Genomic DNA, 24,334 nt, shown 5'->3' with positions numbered 1-24,334 from the left:
TTCAATCACACGGGGTAACTCCAATGTCGCTGCCCGCTTTGCTCGAACAACGTCTGCGCCTGCCTGTGGTGGTCGCGCCGATGTTTCTGATTTCCAATCCGCAACTGGTACTGGCCTGCTGCCGCAATGGTGTCGTCGGCAGTTTCCCGGCGCTCAACCAGCGCGAAAGCAGTGGTTTCAAAGCCTGGCTGGAAGAAATCGAAGCGGGCCTGGCGCAGTTGGACAACCCCGCGCCCTACGCCGTGAACCTGATCGTGCACCACAGCAACCCACGGCTGGAGGCCGACCTGGCGATCTGCGTCGAGCACAAGGTGCCGATCGTCATCACCAGCCTCGGCGCGGTGAAGGAGTTGGTCGATGCCGTGCACAGCTACGGCGGCCTGGTCTTCCACGACGTGACCACCCGGCGCCATGCCGAGAAAGCCGCTGAAGCCGGCGTAGATGGCCTGATCGCCGTGGCCGCCGGCGCCGGTGGCCATGCCGGCACCTGGAGCCCGTTCGCACTGATCGCCGAGATTCGTCAGTTCTTCGACAAAACCTTGCTGCTGGCCGGTTGCCTCAACCACGGCCACGAGGTCCTCGCGGCCCAACTGCTGGGGGCTGACCTGGCGTATTTCGGCACGCGCTTTATCGGCACCACCGAAAGCCACGCCCCGGATGCCTATAAAGAGATGCTGCTCACATCGCGCGCCGCCGACATCGTGCACACTCCCGCAGTGTCCGGCGTGCCCGCCAGCTTTATGCGCCAGAGCCTGGAGAACGCCGGTTTCGACCTCGCTGCGCTGCAGGGTAAAGGTGAGGTCAACTTCGGCTCCAAGCTCAAGCCATTAAGCGACGAAGCCAAGGCCTGGAAGACCGTCTGGTCGGCAGGCCAAGGCGTTGGTGAGATCGATGACCTGCCCAGCGTCGATGAACTCGTTGCCCGCCTGGATGCCGAATACCGCAAGGCACGCGAACAGGCGGTACAATTGCGCTGGCCACGCTGAACCCACCGCAAGGCCTGCCGATTGAGCGGGCCTGCATTACCTCCCCGATTAAGTGACAAGGAAGCCCGCATGAGCGACAACCGTTTCAAGATTGTGTTTGATGGAGCCTTGCTCCCGGGGGTCGAAAGCACCACTGCCAAACTGAACCTGGCCGAGCTGTTCAAAAGCGAAGTCGAGGCGATCGAGAAGCTCTTTACCGGCCGCACAGTCGCGCTGAAACGCGACCTGTCCCGTCCGGATGCAGAAACCTATCTCAATGCGCTGAAAAACGCCGGGGTCGATGCACGCATCGAAGCCGAGCAGCCCGTCGCATTCAGCCTTGCCGAAACCCATGAGACCGATTCGACTGCGCCTGGCGCATCCCCCTACGCACCGCCGCGTGCTGCCGTAGGTGATGACTTGCCGGAGTACGCCACCCTCAACGTGTTCACCCTCAACGGCCGTATTGGCCGCCTGCGCTACCTGGCGTGGATGTTGGTGATGAGTGTCGCGATGCTCTTTGCGGCTGGCATTATCATCACCGTGGGTGCCGCCATATCGGTCGCCTCGCCGTTGGTCGCCATGATTGTCGGCCCGCTGCTGTGGCTCGCGCTGATCGTCGCGATGTTCTGGATCAGCATACTCATCAGCGTGCAGCGCCTGCATGACCTTGGCTGGTCTGGATGGTTGTACGCGCTGAACCTGGTGCCGGTCGTCAACACCGTCTTCGCCATTCTACTGCTGGTGCTTCCGGGCAACGCCGGTGCCAACCAGTACGGCGCGCCACCACCGCGCAACTCGACCGCGGTAAAAGTCCTGGCCACCCTGTGGCTGGCGTTTATTCCCGTGATGCTTGCCATCATGGTCACGTTGAGCATGTACGGCTACCTCGACCAACTCGGCGCCAACATCGACAGCAGCTACGAAAGCAGCTCCATCACCTCCGATGCTGACAGCGAGCAGAGCGTGATCGTTGAGGAAGACGACGCGCAAAGTGCTGACGAAGCAGCTGAACCTGTAGACTCTCCAGAACAGTAAGAAACGCCCGCCGCCTGTGATGCCTCTGTCACAGGCTCGGCGGCGTTGCGATGGAGAAAGGCATGACCCGTTACGCTCTGATCACCGGTGCCTCCAGCGGCATCGGCCTGGCTTTGGCCGAAGCCCTGGCCCGCCGCGGCCGCAGCTTGATTCTGGTGGCCCGCCAGCGTGATCAGTTGGAAAGCATTGCACTCGAATTGACTCAGCGTTTCGGCGTCGAGGTGCTGTTCCGTGCCTGCGACCTGGGTGAGCCGCTGCGCTTGTCCGGTTTTCTACTGGAGCTTGAAGAAGGCGAACGGCAGATCGACCTGCTGGTCAACTGCGCCGGTATCGGCACCAGCGGGCCGTTCCTTGCCCAGGACTGGATGACCGAACAGGACCTGATCGAAGTTAACATCCTGGCCCTGACCCGCATGTGTCACGCCTTGGGCAATTCGATGGCGCTGCATGGTGGTGGGCAAATTCTCAACGTCGCCTCGGTGGCCGCCTTCCAGCCTGGCCCGTGGATGAGCAGTTACTACGCCAGCAAAGCCTACGTGCTGCACTTTTCCGAAGGCTTGCGCGAAGAATTGAAGACCTGCGGCATCAAGGTCTCCGTGCTCTGCCCCGGCCCGACACGCACCGCGTTCTTCGGCACCGCGCAAATGGACACCGCCAAGCTCGAGCGCAGTGAAAAACTGATGAGCCCGGAAGAAGTGGCCCTGTTCACCGTGCGCGCCCTGGAAAAAAACAAAGCCATCATCATTCCCGGCCGCCGCAACCGCTGGCTCGCCTTCAGCCCGCGTTTCAGCCCACGCTGGCTCACCCGCAAGATTGCCGGCGCGATCAACAAGGCCTATTGCCCGCGTTGATTGCCTGAGTACACTCACCCTGCCTATTCAAAATGGAGAAACAGCTGTGGATACTCTGTTCACCAAGATCATCAACCGGGAAATACCGGCGGACATCATCTACGAAGATGATCAAATCCTAGCCTTCAAGGACATCTACCCGGCAGCGCCCGTGCATTTCCTGGTCATCCCGAAGAAACACATCGCCACCCTCAATGACCTGACCGAAGAAGACAAAGCCCTGGCCGGCCACATCTTGTTCACCGCCCAGCGTTTGGCGCTGGAGCAGGGTTGCGAGGAAGGCTTTCGCCTGGTGATGAACTGCAACCCGAAAGGCGGGCAGACCGTTTATCACATTCATATGCATGTGCTGGGTCAGCGCCAGATGAACTGGCCGCCGGGTTGATTTCCCTCCGAGGGAGCTTGCTCCCTCGCCATCAGGGCAAATTGACTCAGCGCAAACGCTTCACCTTCTCTTGCGGTAAACTGGCCGCCGAGATTCTTCCCGGAGGTCAGCATGACTACCCAACGTCACTACTCGCCGATTGACCGTCTGTTGCTGCAAGCCGACATGGCGATGCGCACGCTGCTGCCGTTCAGCGGCCAGCCGTATCGCCCTTCGCCAGCCATCGTGCAGCCCGACGCGCAGATGAGCGAGACCGACACCCGCCACGTCGCCGGCCTGATGCGTATCAACCATACCGGCGAAGTCTGTGCCCAGGCGCTGTACCAGGGCCAGGCGCTGACGGCCAAGCTGCCGCAAGTGCGCGCAGCCATGGAACATGCCGCCGAGGAAGAAATCGACCACCTGGCCTGGTGTGAGCAACGCATTCGCCAGCTCGGCAGCCATCCCAGCGTGCTCAACCCGCTGTTCTACGGTTTGTCGTTTGGTATCGGCGCCGCAGCCGGGCTGATCAGCGACAAGGTCAGCCTGGGCTTTGTCGCCGCGACTGAACATCAGGTGTGCAAACACCTGGACGAACACCTTGAGCAATTGCCGGCCGAAGACGAAAAGTCTCGCGCCATTCTTGAGCAAATGCGCATCGATGAAGAGCACCACGCAGAAAGCGCGCTGGATGCCGGCGGTTTCCGCTTCCCAGCGCCGGTGCGGTTCGGCATGAGCCTGTTGGCCAAGGTCATGACCAAAAGCACGTACCGTATCTGACCCACAAAAAAAGGGCGCTTTCAAAGCGCCCTTTTCTTTTGCCCATCGGCAATCAACCCAGTTCGATAATCTCGTAATCATGGGTGATGGCCACACCGGCCGCGCCGAGCATGATCGACGCAGAGCAATACTTCTCGGCCGACAGCTCGATGGCACGCTTGACCTGGGCTTCTTTCAGCGCCCGGCCCTTCACCACGAAATGCATGTGGATCTTGGTAAACACCTTGGGATCTTCAGTGGCGCGCTCGGCTTCCAGGAAGGCTTCGCAGCTTTCCACGGCCTGGCGGGACTTCTTCAGGATGCTCACCACGTCGAAATTGCTGCAACCGCCTACACCAAGCAGGAGCATTTCCATCGGGCGTACGCCCAGGTTACGGCCACCGGCTTCCGGCGGGCCATCCATGACCACTACATGGCCACTGCCCGACTCACCGAGGAACATGGCTTCGCCCGCCCATTGGATGCGTGCCTTCATCGCCCAGACTCCACTGCTAAAAAAGGGTCGCCAGCTTAGCACAGGGCCCGTCGCCGGCTGCGCTTCCCATCAAAGCGATCAATAGCAGGGTTTGCCGAGTAAATTGGCTAATCGAGTCAGAATGTGTCTGTTAAGCTGGCGCCAAATCGATGGCGTATTGCTAGCATTTATACAACGCGCATCAATGCCGATACCCACGAATACAACAACTTCGCGCTGTCTTCCGGGATACAACCATGGTTGCTCTTACGCCCATACCCAAGATCAAGAATCTCGACAAGCTGTTGATGCACTGCCAGCGCCGACGTCACCCGGCCAAGCACAACATCATTTGCGCCGGCGAACGCTCCGAAACGCTGTTTTTTATCATCAAGGGCTCGGTCACCATCCTGATCGAGGACGAAGACGGCCGCGAGATGATCATCGCCTACCTCAACACCGGTGATTTCTTTGGCGAGCTGGGGTTGTTTGAACAAGCGGGCAAAGAGCAGGAGCGCAGCGCCTGGGTGCGGGCCAAGGTCGAGTGCGAAGTGGCCGAGATCAGCTACACCAAGTTCCGCGAACTGGCCCAGCAAGACCCGGACATTCTCTACGCCCTCAGCGGCCAGATTGCCCAGCGCCTGCGGGACACCACGCGCAAGGTCGGCGACCTGGCGTTCTTTGACGTCACCGGACGCGTGGCCCGCTGCCTGCTGGACCTGTGCAAGCAACCCGATGCCATGACCCACCCCGATGGCATGCAGATCAAAGTCACGCGCCAGGAAATCGGGCGCATTGTCGGTTGTTCGCGAGAGATGGTCGGCCGCGTGCTCAAGGATCTGGAAGAGCGCAACCTGGTCAACGTCAAAGGCAAGACGATGGTGGTGTTCGGTACCCGCTAAACCGCCAGGAAGCTGGCCAGCATCTGCCGGTACAAGGTGTCTAGCCGGCTGATTGCATCCGGCGCGGGAAAGGCTTCGTGCAAGGCGATATGGCTGTCGGCACGCACCCGTTGGTCGAGACCGCAGGCTTCGTTGAAGCGATTGACCGCCGCGATCAGTTCTTCACGGTCGCCGTCCAGCAGCAGCGCACCGTGCACCAACCCCACGGGGCGGCCGCCACTTTGGCGCCAGCGCTGGGCAGTACCGACCATTTTCCGACCATTGAGATTGACGTTATAGCGACCGTCGCAGAACGCGCCGTCGATTTCACCGACAGACGCATCGCCCCCCAGCTCGATCAGCAGATCGCAGATGGGCTGACAGAGCCGCAAGTAGCCGGTTTCGATACGATTCTGGTCACCTTCACTACGCGGGGGTGCGTAGACCAGGGCGATGTTGACCGTGGCCGACGACTGCGGCACGGGCTCGCCGCCGGTTTCCCGCAACAACACCGGCCAACCGGCCTCTGCCGAAACCTGGCTGGCGGCGTCAAATGCCGGCAGGCGGCTCAACCGGCGTGGCATCACCAAGGCTTGGTCGTTGGGTTGCCAGAACAGCAGGCCGTAGTCCTGATCGCCGGCGCAGACGGCGGCCAACAGGTCTTGCTCGGCGGCAAGCCCAGCTTCAACCGTCATCCTTACTGGCTTAATCATCAAACACCTACCTTTCTGAACAAACACAAAACCCAATGTGGGAGCGGGCTTGCTCGCGAATTCGGTGGGTCAGCCAACACATGCATCGACTGACACTCCGCTTTCGCGAGCAAGCCCGCTCCCACAGTTTGACCGCGTTTCAAATCAATCTAGCGTGGAACCACTGACCGCCACACCCCGCTCCGGGAAGAACAGGCGCTGCAACTCCGCCCCCGGGTTCTCGGCGCGCATGAACGTCTCGCCCACCAGGAACGAATACACCCCACTGATTTCCATCAGCTCCACATCGGCACGGTTGACGATGCCACTCTCGGTAATCACCAAACGGTCGCGCGGAATGCGCGGGAGCAGGTCGAGGGTGTTTTCCAGGCTGACTTCAAAGGTGTGCAGGTTGCGGTTGTTGACCCCCACCAGCGGTGTGTCGAGGGTTTTCAGTGCTCGCTCCAGCTCATCGCCGTCGTGCACTTCCACCAGCACATCCAAACCGACGCTTTTCGCCACGGCTGCCAGCTCGGCCATCTTCACGTCATCCAGTGCGGAGACGATCAGCAACACACAATCGGCGCCCAGGGCGCGGGCTTCGACGATCTGGTACGGGTCAACCATGAAGTCCTTGCGGATCACAGGCAACTTGCACGCCGCGCGGGCCTGTTGCAGGAACAGGTCGCAACCCTGGAAGTAATCGATATCGGTCAGGACGGACAGGCATGTCGCGCCGCCCTTCTCATAGCTGACGGCGATTTCCGACGGAACGAAGTTCTCGCGGATCACGCCTTTGCTCGGCGAAGCCTTCTTGATCTCGGCGATCACCGCCGGCTGCTTGAGCTTGGCCTGGGCGATCAAGGCATTGGCGAAACCACGCGGTGCATCGGCAAGCTTCGCCTGGGCTTCCAGCTCGGCGAGGCTGACGCGGGCGCGGCGCTCGGCCACCTCTTCGGCTTTGCGGGCCAGGATCTTTTCCAGAACGGTTGGCACACTCATCCTTCATTCTCCATCTTGAATACTGCGGTGAATGCTCCCAGCTCTTCGAGCTTCTCGCGAGCCAGACCGGTGTGCAGCGCATCGTGGGCCAAGGCGACACCTTCCTTAAGACTATAGGCGTGGTCGGCCGCGTAAAGCGCCGCGCCAGCATTCAGAACAATCATCTCCGCTGCTTTTTGGCCATTCTCGGTCTTGCGACGCCCCAGGGCATCGCGAATCAATTCAAGCGAAGCCGCCGGGCTTTCCACCGCCAGGCCGTGCAGGCTCTGGCTCTTCATGCCCAGGTCTTCAGGTTCGACCCAGTATTCGGTGACTTGATCATTCTTCAACTCCGCCACAAAGGTCGGCGCCGCCAGGCTGAACTCGTCCAGGCCATCCTTGGAATGCACCACCAGCACATGCTTGCTGCCTAGACGCTGCAACACTTCGGCCAATGGCCGGCACAGCGCCTGGCTGAACACACCCACTACCTGGTGCTTCACACCGGCCGGATTCGTAAGCGGGCCGAGCATGTTGAACAGGGTGCGCAGGCCGAGGTCTTTACGCGGGCCAGCGGCGTACTTCATCGCGCTGTGGTGGGTCTGGGCAAACATGAAGCCGATGCCGACGTTGTCGATGCAACGCGCCACTTGCACCGGCGTGAGGTTCAGGTAGATGCCGGCCGCTTCCAGCAGGTCGGCGCTGCCGCTCTTGCCGGACACCGCGCGGTTACCGTGCTTGGCCACGGTGCAACCCGCCGCCGCCACGACAAAAGAAGATGCCGTCGACACGTTGAAGATGTTCGCACCGTCACCGCCGGTGCCCACCACATCGACCACGCCGTCGAGGGTCTTGAGCTCAACCTTGTCCGCCAGCTCGCGCATCACCGACACGGCGCCGACGATCTCGTCGATGCTTTCGCTCTTCATGCGCATCGCCATCATGAACGCGCCGATCTGCGCGTCGGTGCATTGACCGGTCATGATCTCGCGCATCACATCGCTCATTTCAGCGGTGCTCAGGTCCAGGTGGCCGACGATACGGCTCAGGGCAGTCTTGATATCCATGGAAAGTCCTTAGCGCGTGCCGCCGCTCTGCTTGAGAAAGTTGGCGAACAGCTCGTAGCCCTGCTCGGTCAGGATCGATTCAGGGTGAAATTGCACCCCTTCGACATTCAGTGTCTTGTGGCGCAGGCCCATGATTTCATCGACCGAGCCGTCTTCCAGTTGGGTCCAGGCGGTCAGCTCCAGGCAATCTGGCAGGGTTTCGCGCTTGACCACCAACGAGTGATAGCGCGTCACCGTCACCGGATTGTTCAAGGCCTGGAACACGCCCAGGTCTTTATGGAATACCGGGCTGGTCTTGCCGTGCATCACCTGGCGCGCACGCACCACGTCACCGCCAAAGGCCTGGCCGATGGACTGGTGGCCCAGGCACACGCCGAGGATCGGCAGCTTGCCAGCAAAATACTGGATCGCTTCCAGGGAAATGCCCGCCTCGGTCGGCGTGCACGGCCCCGGCGAAACCACGATGCGCTCCGGGTTCAGGGCGGCGATTTCGGCCACGGTCATTTCGTCGTTGCGCACCACCTTGACCTCGGCACCGAGCTCGCCCAGGTACTGCACAACGTTGTAGGTAAAGGAGTCGTAGTTATCAATCATCAGCAACATGGGGCAACCTCAGGAATTGGGGGTCTGTTCAGCCAGCGCAACGGCGCGGAACATCGCGCGGCGCTTGTTCAGGGTTTCTTCCCATTCGAGGGCCGGCACCGAGTCGGCGACAATCCCGCCACCGGCCTGCACGTGCAGCTCCCCGTCCTTGATCACGGCGGTGCGGATCGCAATCGCCGTGTCCATGTTGCCGTTCCAGGCGAAATAGCCCACGGCGCCGCCGTAGACACCGCGCTTGACCGGCTCCAGCTCGTCGATGATTTCCATCGCGCGGATCTTCGGCGCACCCGACAAGGTGCCGGCCGGCAGAATCGCGCGCAGTGCGTCCATTGCGGTCAAGCCGGCTTTCAGCTCGCCGGTGACGTTGGACACGATGTGCATCACGTTGGAATAACGCTCGATGACCATCTTCTCGGTGAGCTTCACCGAGCCGATTTCCGAGACGCGCCCGGTATCGTTGCGGCCCAGGTCGATCAGCATCAGGTGCTCGGCGATTTCCTTGTCGTCGCTGAGCAGGTCTTTTTCCAGCGCCACATCCTCTTCTTCGGTCGCGCCACGTGGGCGGGTACCGGCAATCGGGCGCACGGTGATCAGGTTGTCTTCGACACGCACCAGCACTTCCGGCGAACTGCCCACCACGTGGAAGTCGCCAAAGTTGAAGAAGTACATGTACGGCGTCGGGTTGAAGCAACGCAGGGCGCGGTACAGATCGATCGGCGCGGCCTTGAAGTCGATGGACATACGCTGCGACGGAACGACCTGCATGCAGTCACCGGCGAGGATGTATTCCTTGATGGTATCGACGGCGCGCTCGTAGTCATCCTGCGTGAAGCTTGAACGAAAAATCGGGTCGGCCGCCGGCGGACGACTAAGGTCCAGGCCACGACGCGGGGTGATCGGTTGGCGCAGTTTTTCCAGCAGGGCTTCGAGGCTGGCCTGGCCTTGCTCGAATGCGTCCGCCTGGGATGGGTCAGCCAGCACAATCGCGTGCATCTTGCCGGCCAGGTTGTCGAACACGACGACCGCGTCGGAGACCATCAGCAGAATGTCCGGCACGCCCAGCGGGTCCGGGTTCGGGCATTTGCCCAAGCGCTTTTCCACGTAGCGCACACAGTCGTAGCCGAAATAGCCCACCAGGCCACCGTTGAAACGCGGCAGGCCCGCAATGGTCGGCACGTTGTAGCGCGCCTTGAAGGTTTCGACAAAGGCCAGCGGGTCTTCTACGTCGTGGCTTTCGATCTCGACGCCATCATGGGTGATGCTCACATGGTGGTCGTGAACACGCATGACGGTGCGGCACGGCAGGCCGATGATCGAATAACGGCCCCACTTCTCGCCGCCCTGTACCGATTCCAGCAGATAGGAATTGGGCTCGTCGGCCAGTTTCAGGTAGATCGACAGCGGCGTGTCGAAGTCGGCCAGGGTTTCGCAGGCCAGGGGGATACGGTTATAGCCGGCAGCGGCCAAACGCAGGAATTCTTCGCGGATCATGTGTGCCTCGTGGCGTGAGGGTCTAACAGTCAGGTATGCAAACGTGCCGCATGGCGCGGCGGGGATCAGTCAGGCGCGCCAACGCCAGCGGGCCAGGGCCTTGATGACTTTCATCCAGAGTTTGCGAGTGACCACCACGATGGGATTTCCAGAAGGGGACGGATCGATGTCGGGCAACGTTATCTCAGCGCCCGCTCCCAAGCAACCGGGGATTAGCAGTCGCAGGTCATCAATCACCAGCGACGGCGACTCTTCGGCAATCGGTCGGCCATGGTTATAGCCGTAGCTCAAGGCTACGCACTGCACGCCAGCCGCCTTTGCCGCCTGCACATCGCTGCGCGAATCGCCAACAAACAGCGACTGCGACGCCGGGATATTGGCCATTTTCATCACAAAAAACAGCGCGGCCGGGTCGGGTTTCTTCTGCGGCAAGGTATCGCCGCCGATGATCCAGCGGAAATACCGGCCGATTTTCATCTGGTCCAACAGCGGCGCGACGAAGCGTTCCGGTTTGTTGGTGATCAGGGCCATTTCCACGCCCTGCTTGCTCAGCCATTTGAGGGTGTCACGCACGCCGGGGTAAACCACGGTCAGTTCGTGGCCGTCTTCATAGGCGGTGTTGAACAGTTCCAGGGCATGCTCGGCCTCGACCTCATCGACACCATCTGCATCGATATCATTGGCCAAGGCCCGGCGCACCAGCATCTGCACGCCGTTGCCGACCCACGTGCGCACGGCCTCGATCGCCACCGGCTTGCGCCCCAGCTTGAGCAGCATCTCGTTCACCGCGGCGGCAAGATCTGGCACCGAGTCGATCAGGGTACCGTCCAGATCGAACATCACCAGCCGTGGCAGCTTGCCGGGGAACAGCTGCTCGAAGCCGCTCATGGACGCGCCAGCGCTAGCTCGGAACGCATCTTGTCGATGACGTCCTGGTAGTTCGGTGCGTTGAAGATCGCCGAGCCGGCCACAAACGTGTCGGCGCCAGCGGCGGCGATTTCGCGGATGTTGTTGACGTTGACCCCACCGTCGATCTCCAGGCGGATATCCCGGCCCGAAGCATCGATCAGCGCACGGGCTTCGCGCAGCTTGTCGAGGGTGCCGGGGATGAACTTCTGCCCGCCGAAACCTGGGTTGACGCTCATCAGCAAGACCATGTCGACCTTGTCCATCACGTACTTGAGCACGTCCAGCGGTGTCGCCGGGTTGAACACCAGGCCCGCCTTGCAGCCGCCTTCGCGGATGAGTTGCAAGGTGCGGTCCACGTGCAACGTGGCTTCCGGGTGGAAGGTGATGTAGGTCGCGCCGGCTTCGATGAAGTCACCGATGATGCGATCCACCGGGCTGACCATCAGGTGCGCGTCAATCGGCGCGGTCACGCCGTACTTGCGCAGCGCCGCGCAGACCATCGGGCCGATGGTCAGGTTGGGCACGTAGTGGTTGTCCATGACATCGAAGTGCACGAAGTCGGCGCCAGCGGCCAACACGTTGTCCACTTCCTCACCCAGGCGGGCGAAGTCGGCGGAGAGAATCGATGGAGCAATTACGAAGGGCTGCATGACGCACCTTTTCTGAGCTAAATCACGATGGCGCGCATTGTATACCGCATGCTTTGCCGCGCGCACCGTGACCTGGCTCAATGGCTAGTAGGCAGCCCGGTAGATTTTCTCGATATCAGCCGCGCTGAGCTTGCGCGGATTATTGCGCATCAGCCGCTCGATGCCCGCCGCTTCGCTGGCCATGGCGGGGATCGCGTCCTCGGGCACGCCGAAGCTGCGCAGCCCCGCCGGGATCTCGACTGCGGCACACAGTCGCGTCATCGCCTCGACGGCCTGGTCGGCCGCATCATTGGCACTCAGGCCACTGACATTCACGCCCATGGCCTGGGCAATCTCCTGCATGCGCTCCACGCACGCCAGCTTGTTCCAGTGCATCACGTAGGGCAGCAGCAAGGCATTGCTCACGCCATGGGCGATATTGAAACGCCCGCCCAGCGGATACGCCAACGCATGCACCGCACCCACCCCGGCATTGCCGAAGGCCATACCGGCCATCAGGCTGGCGGTGGCCATATCGTCGCGGGCCTGCAGGTTGGATGGGTTGGCGTAGGCCTTGGGCAGCGCCTTGGCGATCAGCTTGATTGCGCCAATGGCCAGCGCGTCGGTGATCGGCGAAGCATTCAGCGACAGGTACGACTCGATTGCATGCACCAGCGCATCCACGCCACTGGCGGCGGTGACGCTGCGCGGGCAGGTGAGGGTCATTTGCGGGCTGATCAGCGCGACGTCCGGCAACAGGTAGTCGCTGACGATGCCTTTTTTCAGCTGCGCGGCCTTATCGGACAGAATCGCCACGTTGGTCACTTCCGAGCCGGTGCCGGCCGTGGTCGGAATGGCGATCAACGGCGGGCCTTTGCGCGGCACCTGGTCAACGCCGAACAGATCCGCCAGCGCCCCGTGGTAACCGGCATACGCGGCCACGCTCTTGGCAATGTCGATGGCACTGCCACCGCCCACACCGATCAAGCCGTCATGCCCACCCTCACGGTATACGCGCATGCAGTCTTCGACGATGGCGATTTCCGGGTCGGGCAGCACGCGGTCGAAGATTTCATAACTGCGCTCGCCCAGGTGCTCGAGCGCCAGCGCCACGGTGCCGGACTTGACCAGCGCGGCGTCGGTGACGATCAGCGGATTGTCCACATCCAGGCGGGCGAGCTCAGCGGCCAGTTGTTCGATGGCACCTGCGCCAGTGAGCAGTTTGTGGGCGATCTTGAATGAGGAAGTACTCATGTGCGCGGCCTCTTATTCGGAAATGGGCTGGCACAAGAGTAGCTGTCCGTGGCGTGTTGTCAGCTATTCAGCAACTGAATGGACACAAAACCCATGTGGGAGCGGGCTTGCTCGCGAATGCGGTGTGTCAGTCAATACATGTGCCGGCTGCCCCACCGCATTCGCGAGCAAGCCCGCTCCCACATTTTTGATCTCCAGCAGGCTTTAGACCTGGGCGGTACGCAGTTTTTCGCTACGGCCGCGTAGCCACTCCAATGTCAGCAACAGCAGCACCGAGAACGCAATCAACAAGGTCGCGGCAGCCGCAATCGTCGGGCTGAGGTTCTCGCGAATCCCGCTGAACATCTGCCGCGGCAACGTCGCTTGCTCAGGCCCGGCGAGAAACAGCGTCACCACCACTTCATCAAACGAGGTGGCAAAGGCAAACAACGCCCCGGAAATCACCCCCGGCGCAATCAGCGGCAAGGTCACCCGGCGGAACGCGGTCAACGGCGACGCCCCCAGACTGGCCGCCGCCCGCACCAGGTTATGGTTGAACCCCTGCAACGTCGCCGACACGGTAATGATCACAAACGGCACGCCCAGCACGGCATGCACCACGATCAGCGAGAAGAAACTGTTACCCAGGCCCAGCGGCGCAAAGAACAGGTAACTGGCCACGCCGATAATCACCACTGGCACCACCATCGGCGAAATCACCAGGGCCATCACCAATGCCTTGCCCGGGAAGTTGCCGCGCGTCAGGCCAATCGCCGCCAGCGTGCCGAACACCATGGCCAATACCGTGGCCGCCGGGGCGACGATGATGCTGTTCTTCAGCGCCCGCATCCATTCGGCCGAGGCGAAGAAGTCCTGGTACCAGTGCAGCGAGAAGCCTTGCAGCGGGTACACGAGGAAACTGCCGCTGTTGAACGACAGCGGGATGATCACCAGCACCGGCAGTATCAGGAACAGCAGGATCAAGCCGCAGAGAATCCGCAAGCTGTAGAACCAAACCCGCTCAACGGGCGACATATAAGGGCTCAGCATCGCAAGGTCTCCTCAGCTCAGGCGCAGGCGGCTGGCGCCCACCAGCCGGTTGTAGATCAGGTACAGCACCACGGTGGCCAGCAGCAGCAAGCCGCCCAACGCCGTGGCCATACCCCAGTTGATGCTGGTGTTGGTGTAGAACGCCACGAAATAGCTGACCATCTGGTCGTTCGGGCTGCCCAGCAGGGCCGGGGTGATGTAGTAACCAATCGCCAGGATGAACACCAACAGGCAACCGGCGCCCACGCCAGCGTAGGTCTGCGGGAAGTACACGCGCCAGAAGCTGGCGAAGGGGTGACAGCCCAGGGAAATCGCCGCGCGCATATAGGTGGGCGAGATGCCTTTCATCACGCTATAGATCGGCAGAATCATGAACGGCAGCAGGATGTGCACCATGGAGATGTACACCCCGGTGCGGTTGAACACCAACTCCAGCGGTTTATCGATCAGGCCCATACCCATCAGCGCACTGTTGATCAGCCCGCCCGATTGCAGCAACACGATCCACGCCGCCACCCGCACCAGGATCGAGGTCCAGAACGGCAGCAACACGAGGATCATCAACAGGTTGCTTTTGCGCGCCGGCAGGTTGGCCAGCAGGTACGCCAGCGGATAGGCCAGCAACAGGCAGATCGCGGTGATCACCAGGCCCATCCAGAAAGTACGGGCAAAGATGTCCAGGTAGATGGCCTGGTCCGGCGTGGCCGGGGCCACTTCGCCGAGGTCGTCGATGCGGTGATCGACGGCCGCCAGCAGATAGAACGGCGTCAGGTTGCTGGTATTGCGCCGGATCGCCTGCCAGTACGCGGGGTCACCCCAGCGTTCGTCGAGGTTTTCCAACGCTTCTTTATAAGAGGCCGGCGCTTCGGTAAACGGCAGCGCCCGCGCGGTTTTGGTCAGCAGGCTGCGATAGCCGGCCAGTTCCATGTTCAAGCGTTTGGACAGATCGCCCAAGGTCTGGTTTTTGCGCGCTTCGCCCAGGTCCTCGCTGAGGGCCTGATACACCGGCTCGCCCGGCAGGCCGCGACCGTCCCAGGCCGTGACCGCCACCACGGTACGCGGCAGCCCGCCCACCACTTCCGGGTTGCCGACGCTCTTGAACAGCAGCGCAACGATCGGCACCAGGAACACCAGCAGCAAAAACAGCACCAGCGGCGCAATCAAGGCCTGGGCCTTCCAGCGGTTGACCCGCTCGGCACGCGCCAGGCGCTGCTTGAGGGTGGGGCTGTTGACCTCGTTCGAGGGAACGGCGATGGCCATGGCTAACTCCGATTTCTTAAACATCAATGCAAAACGGCGGATGTGGCACTTGTCCTGTGGCGAGGGAGCTTGCTCCCGCTGGGGCGCGAAGCGGCCCCAAAAGATGGGACTGCTGCGCAGTCCAGCGGGAGCAAGCTCCCTCGCCACAGGTTCAATCTCACAGCCCTTTCGGTGTTACTTGGCAGCCCACGAGTTGAAACGCTGCTCCAGCTGCTCGCCGTTATCCGCCCAGAAGCTCACGTCGATCTGCACCTGGTTGGCGATGTTTTCCGGGGTGGTCGGCATATCCTTGAGGATGTCCTTGGCCAGCAACGTTACGGCTTGGGTGTTGGCCGGGCCGTAGGCGATGTTTTCCGAGTAGGTCTTCTGCTGCTGCGGTTGCACGGAGAAGGCGATGAATTTTTTCGCCGCTTCAGCGCGGTCTTTTGCCAGGCCTTTAGGGATGGCCCACGCGTCGAAGTCGTAGATACCGCCGTTCCACACCACTTTCAGGTTGCTTTCTTTCTGCACGGCGGCGATGCGACCGTTGTACGCCGAGCTCATGACCACGTCACCCGAGGCCAGGTACTGCGGCGGCTGTGCGCCGGCTTCCCACCACTGGATCGACGGTTTCAGTTCGTCGAGTTTCTTGAACGCACGGTCCTGGCCATCTTTGCCGGCCAGCACTTTGTAGACGTCCTTCGGCGCAACGCCGTCGGCCATCAGGGCGAATTCCAGGGTGTACTTGGCGCCTTTACGCAGGCCACGCTTGCCCGGGAATTTCTTCACATCCCAGAAATCAGCCCAACTGGTGGGTGCCGAGGCCAGTTTGTCGGCGTTGTAGGCCAACACCGTGGACCACACGAAGAAACCCACGCCGCACGGTTGAATGGCGCCCTTCACGTAATCGGCGGTATTGCCGAACAGTTTCGGGTCCAGGGGCTCGAACATATCTTCGTCACAGCCACGGGACAGTTCTGGCGATTCCACTTCCACCAAGTCCCAGGACACGCTCTTGGTGTCGACCATGGCCTTGACCTTGGCCATTTCACCGTTGTACTCGCCAGCGACGATCTTGCCGTAGCCCGCGCTTTCCCACGGCGCATAGAACGCCTTGACCTGTGCCGCCTTGTTCGCGCCACCGAAGGACACGACTGTCAGGTCCGGGCCGGCCATGGCGTGTGTGGCGCCCATCAAACCGATAGCCAGCGCCGAATACTTCAGGGATTTCAACATTGTTGTTCTCTCCACGTGCAGGGTTGGTGAAGCCATGGGGGCGATCAATTCGCCTCTAGAAGTGGGTCGAGTGCGCGAACGTGCTCGACTTGCCAGCCAATCGGAACCACGTCGCCGACGGCCAGGGCTGGGTCGAGCTCGGCAATCGGTTGTTTCACAAAAAAATCGCTCTTGCCGCAGACTTCCAGGCGCACACGCACGTGGTCGCCCAGGTAGATGAATTCGGCCACGCGGCCAGAGAAGCGGTTGACGCAGCTTTCGCTGGAGCCATTGAGGCTCACGCGCTCCGGGCGTACCGACAGGGTCACCGGGCCGCCGATCTGGCCGACGTTGACCGCCAGCGCCTCGACTTTCTCGCCGCGCGCCAGCTCCACCACGCAACGCTCGCCGGTGTGGCTGTGCAGGCGGCCGTTGAGGCGGTTGTTCTCGCCAATGAAGTTGGCGACAAAAGTGTTCTTCGGCTCTTCGTACAGGGTGCGCGGCGCGGCGATCTGCTGGATCTCCCCCTGATGGAACACGGCCACGCGGTCAGACATGGTCAGCGCTTCGCCCTGGTCGTGGGTCACGTACACCACGGTCACGCCGAGGCGTTGGTGCAGGTGCTTGATCTCCATCTGCATGTGTTCGCGCAGTTGCTTGTCGAGGGCGCCGAGGGGTTCGTCCATCAGCACCAGCTGCGGCTCGAACACCAGCGCCCGGGCCAGGGCCACACGCTGTTGCTGGCCGCCGGACAACTGCGCCGGATAACGCTGGGCGAAGGCATCGAGCTGGACCATGCTCAGCACGCGTTTGACGCGCTCGCTGATGTCGGTCTTGCTCAAGCCGCGCACCGACAGCGGGAACGCCAGGTTCTCGGCGACGGTCATGTGCGGGAACAGCGCATAGTTCTGGAACACCATGCCGATGTCGCGCTTGTGCGGCGGCACGTTGTTGATGGAACGCCCGGCCAGCTGGATTTCGCCGGCGGTCGGCGTTTCAAAGCCGGCGAGCATCATCAGGCTGGTGGTCTTGCCCGAACCGGAAGGCCCGAGCAAGGTGAGGAACTCGCCCTTGCGAATCTCCAGGTTGAGGTCTTTGACGATCAGGTTCTCGCCGTCGTAGCTCTTCTGCACGCCACGAAAGCTGACCAGGACCTCATTTGAATCCACCTCGCTCATACCCGCACCTTTGTGTTTTGGACTGCTGTGGCACAAGCGTAGTCCAGGCGCGAGGCCCCGGAAATCGGGGGCCGGGAGAGAATTGCATCAGCCGGATGGAAGGCTGGGGGTAGGGATCGCCCTACACGGCTGGCGGGGATGGGACAGTGCAGTCGCTGCAAGTAGCGAGAATGGGTTTGGCGGTGCTTGCGGGGTGTCGTTATTGGGCATGTGATCGTTCCCACGCTCCGCGTGGGAATGCAGCCCGAGGCGCTCCGCGCCCCAACGCGTGACGCGGAGCGTCACAAGACGCGTTACCACGCAGAGCGTGGGAACGATCGAGTCAGAGGAGCTTGTGCTCCATGGCGTACTTCACCAGTTCGGCCAGGGAGGTGATATTGAGCTTTTGCATCAGGCGCGCCTTGTGGGTGCTGATGGTCTTGCTGCTCAGCGCCAGCTGCTGGGCGATGTCATTGACGTTGGCGCCCTGGGCCAGGCGCTCGAACACCGAGAACTCACGCTCCGACAACAATGAGTGCAAGGGCCGCGTATCGGTGAGGCCGACTTCAAAGACCATGCGGTCGGCCAAATCCGGGTCGATGTAGCGCCCGCCCGCCGCAACCTTGCGAATCGCCGTGAGCAACAGCGCCGGATCGCTGTCCTTGGTCGCATAACCGGCAGCGCCGACCTTCAACGCACGCGCGGCCATTTGCGCTTCGTCATGCATGGACAACACCAGGATCGCCGGCGGATTGCTCAACGCACGAATCCGCGCGATCGCTTCCAGGCCGTTGACGCCGGGCATCGAGATATCCAGCAACACCACCTCGCACGGCACATGGCGCAAGGTCTCCAGCAACTGTTCACCATTGCTCGCCTCCCCTACTACCAGCAGGTCTTTGGCCAGGCCGATCAATTGCTTGATGCCTTCTCGAACGATGGTGTGGTCTTCGGCTACCAGTACGCGAATCACAGGGACTTCCTCTTAGCGTTATGCATCCAACGGCACCGTGACACTCAATGTGGTGCCCTCCCCCAACTCGCTGGAAAGGCTCAATTGCCCGCCCATGATCAGCACCCGCTCGCGCATGCCCACCAGGCCAAACGACACCGGGCGGCCCTGGGCCTGGACGAACCCGACGCCATCGTCGCTGATGGTCAGCCGCAGGTGCGCGCCTTCCAACGCCAGGGTCAATTCGACAGTATGCGCCTGGGCATGACGCATCACATTGGTCAGCGCCTCTTGCAGGATGCGAAACAGGCCGATGGCCTTGGCATCGCTCAAGGCCGGCAGATTATCCGGGACCTGCACCAGGCAGGGGATTTGTGTACGGGCTTCGAAGCGCCGAGCCTGCCATTCGATGGCGGAGGCAATGCCGGCGTCGAGAATCGGCGGGCGCAAGGCCGTCGCCACGTCGCGCACCAGCTGGAACAGTTGAGCGATGAGGCGTTTCATGCTGTTCAAGCGCTCGTGCAGGCCAGGGTCCAGCTGTGCGTAGGCCAGTTCGCACATGGAGGTTTCCAGCTTGAGCACGGTGAGCATCTGCCCCAGTTCGTCGTGGACTTCCCGGGCGATGCGCGCTTTTTCTTCTTCGCGCACGGTCTCCAGGTGGGCGGACAGTTCGCGCAATTGCGCCTCGCTTTGCAGCAAGGCGGCGACGTAGCGGCGGCGCTCGGTTACGTCGTTGAGGTAGACCACCAGGTATTCGCCGTCGGCAAAGCGCAAAAAGCTCAACGACACATCGGCGGGCAAGAGGCTGCCATCGGCGCGCCGGCAATCGGTGGCGAAGTTCTGCGGGCCGTCTTCGCTGGCACGGGCGCGCTTCCATAGGTTGAGCCAGCGGTCCATGTCCAGCGTCGGATCAAGGTCCGCCAGCGGCCGTTCGATCAGCGCGCCGGGGCCATAGCCGAGCATGCTTTCGGCCGCACGGTTGGCGTAGCGCACGTGGCTGTCCCAGTTGACCCAGAGGATGCCGACGGTGCTTTGGTCGATGGAAAACTGCGTCAACCGCAACGCTTCGGCCCCCGCCGCCCGCGCGGCACTTTCTTCCCGTGCACCGAGCAAGCTGTGCTCCAGGCCGCGCAACTGGCGGCGCTGCCAAAGCACCACGGCCAGGCTGGCCAGCAGCAACAGGGCAAGCAACAAACTGAGGTTTTGCCACAGCCCCGGCGACTCCGACAACCGCGGGTATTTGGGTTGCAGCCAGCGGTTGTGCAGTTGGTCGAGGTCACGGGCGGGGATCGCGCGCAACGCGCTTTGCATGATGCCGGCCAGCTCCGGCCATTCCCGGCGTGTGGCCACCCGCAGCAATTGCGGCAGGCCGATGTCGCCCACCACGGCCAGCCCGGCGAATTCGGCTTCACCCGACAACCGGCTCAGTTGCGCCTCATCCACCACGGCGTAGCGCGCCTGTTGGCTGACCAGCAACTGCAACGCCTGGCGTTCCATGGGCACGCCTTGCAGGTTCAGCTTGGGATAAGTGCTGCGCAGGTAATCGGCGACGGCGCTGGGCATGCGCACGGCGATGCGCGAGAGTTCGTCGAGTTTTTCCAGCTCGACGGCACCGCCACCGTCACGGATGCCAACGATATGCTGAGGCACCCGCATATACGGGTCGCTGAACAACCACAGACGCAAACCGGCCGGGGTTTGCTGCAGGCCGGGGGCGATATCCACCTCGCCATCGCGCACGGCGGCTTCCAGCTGTTCCTGGGTGGGAAAGTTGCGCCAACTCAGCTCGATATTCAGCGCCTTGGCCAGCCACTGCATCAACTCGACATTGGCCCCTGACAAGCGCTGCAAGCGCCGATCGTATTGCGCGTAGGGCGCCTGCAAGACCACGCCCACCCGTAACTCCGGGTGCGCGGCCAGCCACTCCCGTTGCCCCGCATCCAGTTGCGCTTGCGGTACCGCAGGCGCAGAGGTGGCCCCCGCGATCAAGGGAAACCACAAACAGCCGATAACCAGCAGACAGCGAAAACCCATGATCCACGTCTCACATCACTGACAAATACAGACCAACCCATTAGGCTGCTGGAATCTCTTCTGGCCGGAAATCAACGATGCCATCTCGAAACCGTTCAGCAGTGCCAGCATTGTGCCTGTCGTTACTCTTTACCAGCTGCTTTTCTGTGCAGGCCGCCGACACGCCCGCTCCACCTGCCGAAACAGCCGCTTTCCGCCAGCCCTTGGCCGAGCGTGGCCAGGAAGACGCCGCTGCCCTGGAACGCCAGGTGCCACGGGAGGAACAACAACAATTGCAGGGCGGCAGCGACACCTTCCTCGCCCTGTGGAAGCCGGCCAACAGCGCCGAGCCCGAGGGCGTGGTGATTATCGTACCGGGCGCCGGGGAAAGTGCTGACTGGCCGCAAGCAATCGCACCGCTGCGGCGCAAATTACCCGACGCCAACTGGGGCACCCTCAGCCTGTCGCTGCCGGACGTGAACATCGACACCCTGCCGCCCCGCCTGATCGAAGCACCCAAGGCGGCGGTCGACACCAGCAGCAAAGACGGCAGCACCGCCGCCAAGCCCATCGAACAAGCCGCCAGCGCCGAAGCCGAAGGCACCGACCCCGCCGTGGTCGCGGGTGCGGACGAGCAAGACAAGACCGACGCCAAACGCATCTTCGACCGGATCGATGCGGCAGTCGCCTTCGCCCAGACCCAAGGCGCACGCAGTGTGGTGCTGCTCGGCCATGGCACCGGCGCGTGGTGGGCCGCGCGTTACGTGGAAGAGAAGCAACCGGCACAGGTGCAGAAACTGGTGATGGTCGCGGGCAAGTCGCCGGTCGGTCGCCAGCCGGGCTTGCAACAACTGGCGCCGACACTGAAAGTGCCGACGGCGGATGTGTTCTATCAAGACGCGGCCCAGGATCGCAAAGCGGCACTGGAACGAGTCCAGGCGGCCAAACGCTCGAAAAATGACGGCTATAAGCAGGTGTCGCTCAAGACCTTGCCGGGGAATAGCGCGGCGGAGCAGGAGCAGTTGTATCGGCGGATTCGCGGGTGGTTGAGCCCGCAGGCGACTGCCGACTGATCACATACGCCAAGAACACCGCAAATCCCCTTGTGGGAGCGGGCTTGCTCGCGAATGAGGTCTGCCAGTTGATACAACTTTGGCTGATCCACCGCTTTCGCGAGCAAGCCCGCTCCCACATTGGAATGGGTTATCAAATCAAAACTGTGACAGCTAGCGAAAATCCCGGCGCTCGCGAATCAACGTGTAGGCATTGTGCAGTTCGCGGGTGCGCTCGGTCGCCTCATGCACTTGCGCAGAGCTGGCACCACTGCCGGCAATCTTGTCCGGATGGTGGCGACTGAGCAGGCGGCGGTAGGCGCGCTTGATCACCGCAGGTTCAGTGGTGATCGTCACACCGAGCAGGCGCAACGCCTCCTGATAAGACATGCCCCGACTCACCAGCGGCTTGCGCTCCGGCTTGTAGTCGGCGGCCAACGCCTGGAGCTGTTGCGGCGTCCAGCCCAGCCACTTGCCCCACAGTTCGATCAGGTCGCGCTCGGCGTCATCCGCCTTGCCGTCGGCCCACACCATGCGCCAGCACGCACGCAGCACACCTTCCGCCGCATGGGGCTGGTTCTTGAGCACGCGCAAGTAACTGCGCACGCGGTCGGCACCGGACTTGCCACGATTGAACGCAGCAATCGCGCGGCGCCGGGCCGGCTCGCTCATGTCCAGCGCGCGCATTTCTTGCCGCGCCTGCTGGATATGCCCGTCGACGATCCGGCCATTGCTTTTCGCCAGGCGGCCGAGCAGCACAAACAACAGCTCGTCATTGCGCAACGCCGGGCGCCCGCCGAGGCGTTCGCGCAGCTGCGCCCAATTGTGCAGTTGCAGCCGGCGATCCAACGCCTGCCCCAACAGCGCACCCAACAAGGCCCCCGGAATGCTGGCAATGGCAAAGCCAGCCCCGGCGCCGATCAGCGTCCCTGGCCACAGCATCTTACTGCTCCGCGGTCAGCAGGGTTTCAACCTGCGCCAGGCGCTCCAGCGTCCCGACATCAATCCAGCGTCCCGCCATGTGTTCCCCCGTTACCAAACCTTTGGCCATCGCCGCCCGCAGCAGCGGCGCCAGCTTGAAGGCACCGGCAGTGCAACCCGCGAACAACTGCGGGTCGAGAACCGAAATGCCACTGAAGGTCAGGTTATCGGCACCGGGCGCGGCATCATGAAGCAAACCCTGATCCAGGTAGAAATCGCCGCCCGAGGGGTGATGCGCCGGGTTGTCGACCATCACCAGATGGGCCAGGCCCTGGAGCGGTTGCTTGAGCTGGGTGAAGTCGTAGTCGGTCCAGATATCGCCATTGACCACCAGGAACGGCTCATCCCCCAGCAACGGCAAGGCCTGGAAAATCCCGCCGCCCGTCTCCAGCGGCTCACCCTCTGGCGAGTACTGGATACGCAAGCCAAACTGCGCGCCGTCGCCCAGGTAGCTTTCGATCTGCTGGCCAAGCCAGGCATGGTTGATCACGATATCGGTGAAGCCAGCCTTGGCCAGCGCCTCCAAGTGATACTCGATCAGCCGTTTGCCGCCGGCCTGCACCAACGGTTTGGGCGTGTGCAGGGTGAGCGGACGCATCCGCTCGCCTTTGCCCGCGGCCAGAATCATGGCCTTCATACGGTGGCCCCGACGGGTTGGCGCAGGCTGGCCAACAGTTCAGCCAGTTCACGCAGCTCAGGGCGATCGGCCAGTACCGCTTCTATATAGGCAAAGAAGCGCGGCACGTCGGCCAGGTAACGGGGCTTGCCGTCGCGATGGCAGATACGCGCGAAGATACCGATGACCTTGAGGTGGCGCTGCACGCCCATCAGGTCGCTGGCGCGCAGGAAGTCGTCGAATTGCGCTTGCACCGGAATGCCGGCTTGCATCGCGCGCTCCCAATAACCGCGCTGCCATTCGCGCACACGGGCCTGGGGCCAACTGAGGAACGCGTCCTTGAACAGGCAGGTGATGTCGTAGGTCACCGGGCCATAGACCGCATCCTGGAAATCCAGCACGCCAGGGTTCGGCGCGCTGATCATCAGGTTGCGCGGCATGTAGTCGCGGTGCACCAGCACTTTCGGCTGGGCCAGGGCGCTGTCGATCAACAGGTCGCTGGCACGTTGCCAGAGCGCTTGCTGCTGGGCATCCAAATCGATCCCCAGGTGACGGCGTACGTACCACTCGGGAAACAATTCCAGCTCGCGGCGCAGCAAGGCGACGTCATAGCTAGGCAGTGGCGCGTCCATCGGCAACTGCTGGAAAGCCAGCAACGCGTCGATGGCTTCGACGAACAATTGATCGGCGTTTTTCGCGTCAATCACGTCCAGATAGGTTTTTGTGCCCAGGTCATTGAGCAAAAGAAAGCCGCGCGGCAAATCTTCTGCATAAATTTTTGGCACATTTATTCCCGACTTCGCCAGCAAATGAGCGATATCGACGAAAGGTTTGCAGTTTTCCTGGGGGGGTGGCGCGTCCATCACGACGAACGTGCGGGCGCCGCCTTCCCAGCGGAAATACCGCCTGAAACTCGCGTCGCTACTGGCCGCGGTCAATGTGGCCGGGGGTACGGCACCCCAGCCTTGAGCGTTGAAAAGGATCGGCAGTTGCTCATCCAGCCAGACTTCCAGCTGTTGTAAACGTAGATCTTGGTCGGGCATTACAAGGGTCTCCGACGGCCCTAGCCGTCAAGCGGGTCATGCTTTATTATCACGCATCTTTTTCAGACCATCGAGAGT

The 24,334-nt window shown here is 62.0% G+C and carries 25 protein-coding genes; 7 read left to right on the top strand and 18 right to left on the bottom strand.

Annotated elements, in window-relative coordinates; translation table 11 throughout:
* Window positions 1-23: 23 nt before the first annotated feature.
* From ACZRMO_RS26085 to coq7, 5 genes are all read left to right on the top strand, one after another.
* Entirely contained in the window at window positions 24-986 is a 963-nt protein-coding gene (locus ACZRMO_RS26085) for an NAD(P)H-dependent flavin oxidoreductase (RefSeq protein ID WP_257782412.1), read from the top strand.
* A 69-nt stretch (window positions 987-1,055) separates the two neighbouring features.
* Window positions 1,056-2,003, top strand: coding sequence for a DUF805 domain-containing protein (locus ACZRMO_RS26080; protein WP_463974742.1), 948 nt, complete (start codon window positions 1,056-1,058; stop codon window positions 2,001-2,003).
* Window positions 2,004-2,065: 62 nt separating this feature from the next.
* The gene (locus ACZRMO_RS26075; RefSeq protein WP_124529313.1) at window positions 2,066-2,854 is read left to right on the top strand and encodes an SDR family NAD(P)-dependent oxidoreductase; all 789 of its coding nucleotides are present in this window, start codon (window positions 2,066-2,068) and stop codon (window positions 2,852-2,854) included.
* Window positions 2,855-2,900: 46 nt separating this feature from the next.
* Window positions 2,901-3,239 (top strand): histidine triad nucleotide-binding protein, encoded by a 339-nt coding sequence (locus ACZRMO_RS26070; protein ID WP_395610314.1) that lies wholly within the window; start codon window positions 2,901-2,903, stop codon window positions 3,237-3,239.
* Window positions 3,240-3,350: 111 nt separating this feature from the next.
* A complete protein-coding gene (gene coq7 / locus ACZRMO_RS26065; protein WP_017739622.1) occupies window positions 3,351-3,998 on the top strand; it encodes a 2-polyprenyl-3-methyl-6-methoxy-1,4-benzoquinone monooxygenase in 648 nt (215 codons plus the stop codon).
* Between the two features lie 52 nt (window positions 3,999-4,050).
* Here the strand turns inward: coq7 and ACZRMO_RS26060 are convergent, their stop codons facing one another.
* Window positions 4,051-4,473: an OsmC family protein gene (locus ACZRMO_RS26060; RefSeq protein ID WP_005792019.1), complete on the bottom strand. Its 423-nt coding sequence runs from the start codon at window positions 4,471-4,473 to the stop codon at window positions 4,051-4,053.
* A gap of 236 nt (window positions 4,474-4,709) precedes the next feature.
* Between ACZRMO_RS26060 and crp the strand changes: the two genes are divergently transcribed.
* Complete coding sequence (crp, locus tag ACZRMO_RS26055) at window positions 4,710-5,354, top strand: cAMP-activated global transcriptional regulator CRP (RefSeq protein ID WP_448186014.1); 645 nt, start codon at window positions 4,710-4,712, stop codon at window positions 5,352-5,354.
* Here crp and ACZRMO_RS26050 read toward each other — a convergent pair.
* From ACZRMO_RS26050 to ACZRMO_RS25985, 14 genes are all read right to left on the bottom strand, one after another.
* The gene (locus ACZRMO_RS26050; protein ID WP_463974741.1) at window positions 5,351-6,046 is read right to left on the bottom strand and encodes a lipoate--protein ligase family protein; all 696 of its coding nucleotides are present in this window, start codon (window positions 6,044-6,046) and stop codon (window positions 5,351-5,353) included. The two genes, crp and ACZRMO_RS26050, sit on opposite strands and share 4 nt — an antisense overlap.
* A 144-nt stretch (window positions 6,047-6,190) precedes the next feature.
* Window positions 6,191-7,027 (bottom strand): indole-3-glycerol phosphate synthase TrpC, encoded by an 837-nt coding sequence (trpC, locus tag ACZRMO_RS26045; RefSeq protein ID WP_207045031.1) that lies wholly within the window; start codon window positions 7,025-7,027, stop codon window positions 6,191-6,193.
* The gene (gene trpD, locus ACZRMO_RS26040; protein WP_017739618.1) at window positions 7,024-8,073 is read right to left on the bottom strand and encodes an anthranilate phosphoribosyltransferase; all 1,050 of its coding nucleotides are present in this window, start codon (window positions 8,071-8,073) and stop codon (window positions 7,024-7,026) included. Before trpD ends, trpC begins: the two co-directional genes overlap by 4 nt.
* 9 nt (window positions 8,074-8,082) lie before the next feature.
* On the bottom strand, window positions 8,083-8,676 hold the full coding sequence (locus ACZRMO_RS26035; protein ID WP_463974740.1) for an aminodeoxychorismate/anthranilate synthase component II: 594 nt from the start codon (window positions 8,674-8,676) through the stop codon (window positions 8,083-8,085).
* Between the two features lie 9 nt (window positions 8,677-8,685).
* Complete coding sequence (gene trpE, locus ACZRMO_RS26030; protein WP_124529323.1) at window positions 8,686-10,167, bottom strand: anthranilate synthase component I; 1,482 nt, start codon at window positions 10,165-10,167, stop codon at window positions 8,686-8,688.
* A gap of 69 nt (window positions 10,168-10,236) precedes the next feature.
* Window positions 10,237-11,055: a phosphoglycolate phosphatase gene (locus tag ACZRMO_RS26025; RefSeq protein WP_463974739.1), complete on the bottom strand. Its 819-nt coding sequence runs from the start codon at window positions 11,053-11,055 to the stop codon at window positions 10,237-10,239.
* Entirely contained in the window at window positions 11,052-11,726 is a 675-nt protein-coding gene (gene rpe, locus ACZRMO_RS26020; protein WP_207045034.1) for a ribulose-phosphate 3-epimerase, read from the bottom strand. The genes ACZRMO_RS26025 and rpe overlap by 4 nt, the downstream gene beginning before the upstream one ends.
* An 84-nt stretch (window positions 11,727-11,810) precedes the next feature.
* Window positions 11,811-12,959: an iron-containing alcohol dehydrogenase gene (locus ACZRMO_RS26015; protein WP_463974738.1), complete on the bottom strand. Its 1,149-nt coding sequence runs from the start codon at window positions 12,957-12,959 to the stop codon at window positions 11,811-11,813.
* Window positions 12,960-13,163: 204 nt separating this feature from the next.
* Window positions 13,164-13,988, bottom strand: a complete 825-nt coding sequence (locus tag ACZRMO_RS26010; protein ID WP_017739612.1) for an ABC transporter permease — start codon at window positions 13,986-13,988, stop codon at window positions 13,164-13,166.
* A gap of 12 nt (window positions 13,989-14,000) precedes the next feature.
* Entirely contained in the window at window positions 14,001-15,248 is a 1,248-nt protein-coding gene (locus ACZRMO_RS26005; protein WP_463974737.1) for an ABC transporter permease, read from the bottom strand.
* Between the two features lie 174 nt (window positions 15,249-15,422).
* A complete protein-coding gene (locus ACZRMO_RS26000; protein WP_463974736.1) occupies window positions 15,423-16,463 on the bottom strand; it encodes an ABC transporter substrate-binding protein in 1,041 nt (346 codons plus the stop codon).
* A gap of 44 nt (window positions 16,464-16,507) precedes the next feature.
* A complete protein-coding gene (locus tag ACZRMO_RS25995) occupies window positions 16,508-17,620 on the bottom strand; it encodes an ABC transporter ATP-binding protein (protein ID WP_017739609.1) in 1,113 nt (370 codons plus the stop codon).
* 322 nt (window positions 17,621-17,942) lie between these two features.
* Window positions 17,943-18,572 carry a response regulator gene (locus tag ACZRMO_RS25990; protein WP_017739608.1) on the bottom strand — a complete coding sequence of 210 codons (630 nt, stop codon included), beginning with the start codon at window positions 18,570-18,572 and terminating at the stop codon, window positions 17,943-17,945.
* 18 nt (window positions 18,573-18,590) lie between these two features.
* On the bottom strand, window positions 18,591-20,585 hold the full coding sequence (locus ACZRMO_RS25985; protein ID WP_463974735.1) for a sensor histidine kinase: 1,995 nt from the start codon (window positions 20,583-20,585) through the stop codon (window positions 18,591-18,593).
* Window positions 20,586-20,662: 77 nt separating this feature from the next.
* On the opposite strand from ACZRMO_RS25985, the gene ACZRMO_RS25980 reads away from it, so the two are divergent.
* On the top strand, window positions 20,663-21,637 hold the full coding sequence (locus ACZRMO_RS25980) for an alpha/beta hydrolase family protein (protein WP_463974734.1): 975 nt from the start codon (window positions 20,663-20,665) through the stop codon (window positions 21,635-21,637).
* 153 nt (window positions 21,638-21,790) lie between these two features.
* Here ACZRMO_RS25980 and ACZRMO_RS25975 read toward each other — a convergent pair whose 3' ends face one another.
* The 3 genes from ACZRMO_RS25975 to ACZRMO_RS25965 are packed head-to-tail and all read right to left on the bottom strand — an operon-like array spanning window position 21,791 to window position 24,256.
* The gene (locus tag ACZRMO_RS25975) at window positions 21,791-22,558 is read right to left on the bottom strand and encodes a TerB family tellurite resistance protein (RefSeq protein ID WP_463974733.1); all 768 of its coding nucleotides are present in this window, start codon (window positions 22,556-22,558) and stop codon (window positions 21,791-21,793) included.
* Between the two features lies 1 nt (window position 22,559).
* On the bottom strand, window positions 22,560-23,234 hold the full coding sequence (gene murU / locus ACZRMO_RS25970) for an N-acetylmuramate alpha-1-phosphate uridylyltransferase MurU (protein WP_207045051.1): 675 nt from the start codon (window positions 23,232-23,234) through the stop codon (window positions 22,560-22,562).
* On the bottom strand, window positions 23,231-24,256 hold the full coding sequence (locus tag ACZRMO_RS25965) for an aminoglycoside phosphotransferase family protein (RefSeq protein ID WP_463974732.1): 1,026 nt from the start codon (window positions 24,254-24,256) through the stop codon (window positions 23,231-23,233). The genes murU and ACZRMO_RS25965 overlap by 4 nt, the downstream gene beginning before the upstream one ends.
* Window positions 24,257-24,334: the final 78 nt, after the last annotated feature.

The organism is Pseudomonas sp. B611 (assembly GCF_055407965.1).
The sequence above is the reverse complement of the archived record's forward strand: the minus strand, read 5'-3'. Positions and strand labels throughout refer to the sequence as shown.

Bases quoted from the DNA above. Each gene is read 5' to 3' on its own strand.
- ACZRMO_RS26085 (WP_257782412.1), top strand. From the start codon at position 24: ATGTCGCTGCCCGCTTTGCTCGAACAACGTCTGCGCCTGCCTGTGGTG.
- ACZRMO_RS26080 (WP_463974742.1), top strand. From the start codon at position 1,056: ATGAGCGACAACCGTTTCAAGATTGTGTTTGATGGAGCCTTGCTCCCG.
- ACZRMO_RS26075 (WP_124529313.1), top strand. From the start codon at position 2,066: ATGACCCGTTACGCTCTGATCACCGGTGCCTCCAGCGGCATCGGCCTG.
- coq7 (WP_017739622.1), top strand. From the start codon at position 3,351: ATGACTACCCAACGTCACTACTCGCCGATTGACCGTCTGTTGCTGCAA.
- ACZRMO_RS26060 (WP_005792019.1), bottom strand. From the start codon at position 4,473: ATGAAGGCACGCATCCAATGGGCGGGCGAAGCCATGTTCCTCGGTGAG.
- crp (WP_448186014.1), top strand. From the start codon at position 4,710: ATGGTTGCTCTTACGCCCATACCCAAGATCAAGAATCTCGACAAGCTG.
- ACZRMO_RS26050 (WP_463974741.1), bottom strand. From the start codon at position 6,046: ATGATTAAGCCAGTAAGGATGACGGTTGAAGCTGGGCTTGCCGCCGAG.
- trpC (WP_207045031.1), bottom strand. From the start codon at position 7,027: ATGAGTGTGCCAACCGTTCTGGAAAAGATCCTGGCCCGCAAAGCCGAA.
- trpD (WP_017739618.1), bottom strand. From the start codon at position 8,073: ATGGATATCAAGACTGCCCTGAGCCGTATCGTCGGCCACCTGGACCTG.
- ACZRMO_RS26035 (WP_463974740.1), bottom strand. From the start codon at position 8,676: ATGTTGCTGATGATTGATAACTACGACTCCTTTACCTACAACGTTGTG.
- trpE (WP_124529323.1), bottom strand. From the start codon at position 10,167: ATGATCCGCGAAGAATTCCTGCGTTTGGCCGCTGCCGGCTATAACCGT.
- ACZRMO_RS26025 (WP_463974739.1), bottom strand. From the start codon at position 11,055: ATGAGCGGCTTCGAGCAGCTGTTCCCCGGCAAGCTGCCACGGCTGGTG.
- rpe (WP_207045034.1), bottom strand. From the start codon at position 11,726: ATGCAGCCCTTCGTAATTGCTCCATCGATTCTCTCCGCCGACTTCGCC.
- ACZRMO_RS26015 (WP_463974738.1), bottom strand. From the start codon at position 12,959: ATGAGTACTTCCTCATTCAAGATCGCCCACAAACTGCTCACTGGCGCA.
- ACZRMO_RS26010 (WP_017739612.1), bottom strand. From the start codon at position 13,988: ATGCTGAGCCCTTATATGTCGCCCGTTGAGCGGGTTTGGTTCTACAGC.
- ACZRMO_RS26005 (WP_463974737.1), bottom strand. From the start codon at position 15,248: ATGGCCATCGCCGTTCCCTCGAACGAGGTCAACAGCCCCACCCTCAAG.
- ACZRMO_RS26000 (WP_463974736.1), bottom strand. From the start codon at position 16,463: ATGTTGAAATCCCTGAAGTATTCGGCGCTGGCTATCGGTTTGATGGGC.
- ACZRMO_RS25995 (WP_017739609.1), bottom strand. From the start codon at position 17,620: ATGAGCGAGGTGGATTCAAATGAGGTCCTGGTCAGCTTTCGTGGCGTG.
- ACZRMO_RS25985 (WP_463974735.1), bottom strand. From the start codon at position 20,585: ATGGGTTTTCGCTGTCTGCTGGTTATCGGCTGTTTGTGGTTTCCCTTG.
- ACZRMO_RS25980 (WP_463974734.1), top strand. From the start codon at position 20,663: ATGCCATCTCGAAACCGTTCAGCAGTGCCAGCATTGTGCCTGTCGTTA.
- ACZRMO_RS25975 (WP_463974733.1), bottom strand. From the start codon at position 22,558: ATGCTGTGGCCAGGGACGCTGATCGGCGCCGGGGCTGGCTTTGCCATT.
- murU (WP_207045051.1), bottom strand. From the start codon at position 23,234: ATGAAGGCCATGATTCTGGCCGCGGGCAAAGGCGAGCGGATGCGTCCG.
- ACZRMO_RS25965 (WP_463974732.1), bottom strand. From the start codon at position 24,256: ATGCCCGACCAAGATCTACGTTTACAACAGCTGGAAGTCTGGCTGGAT.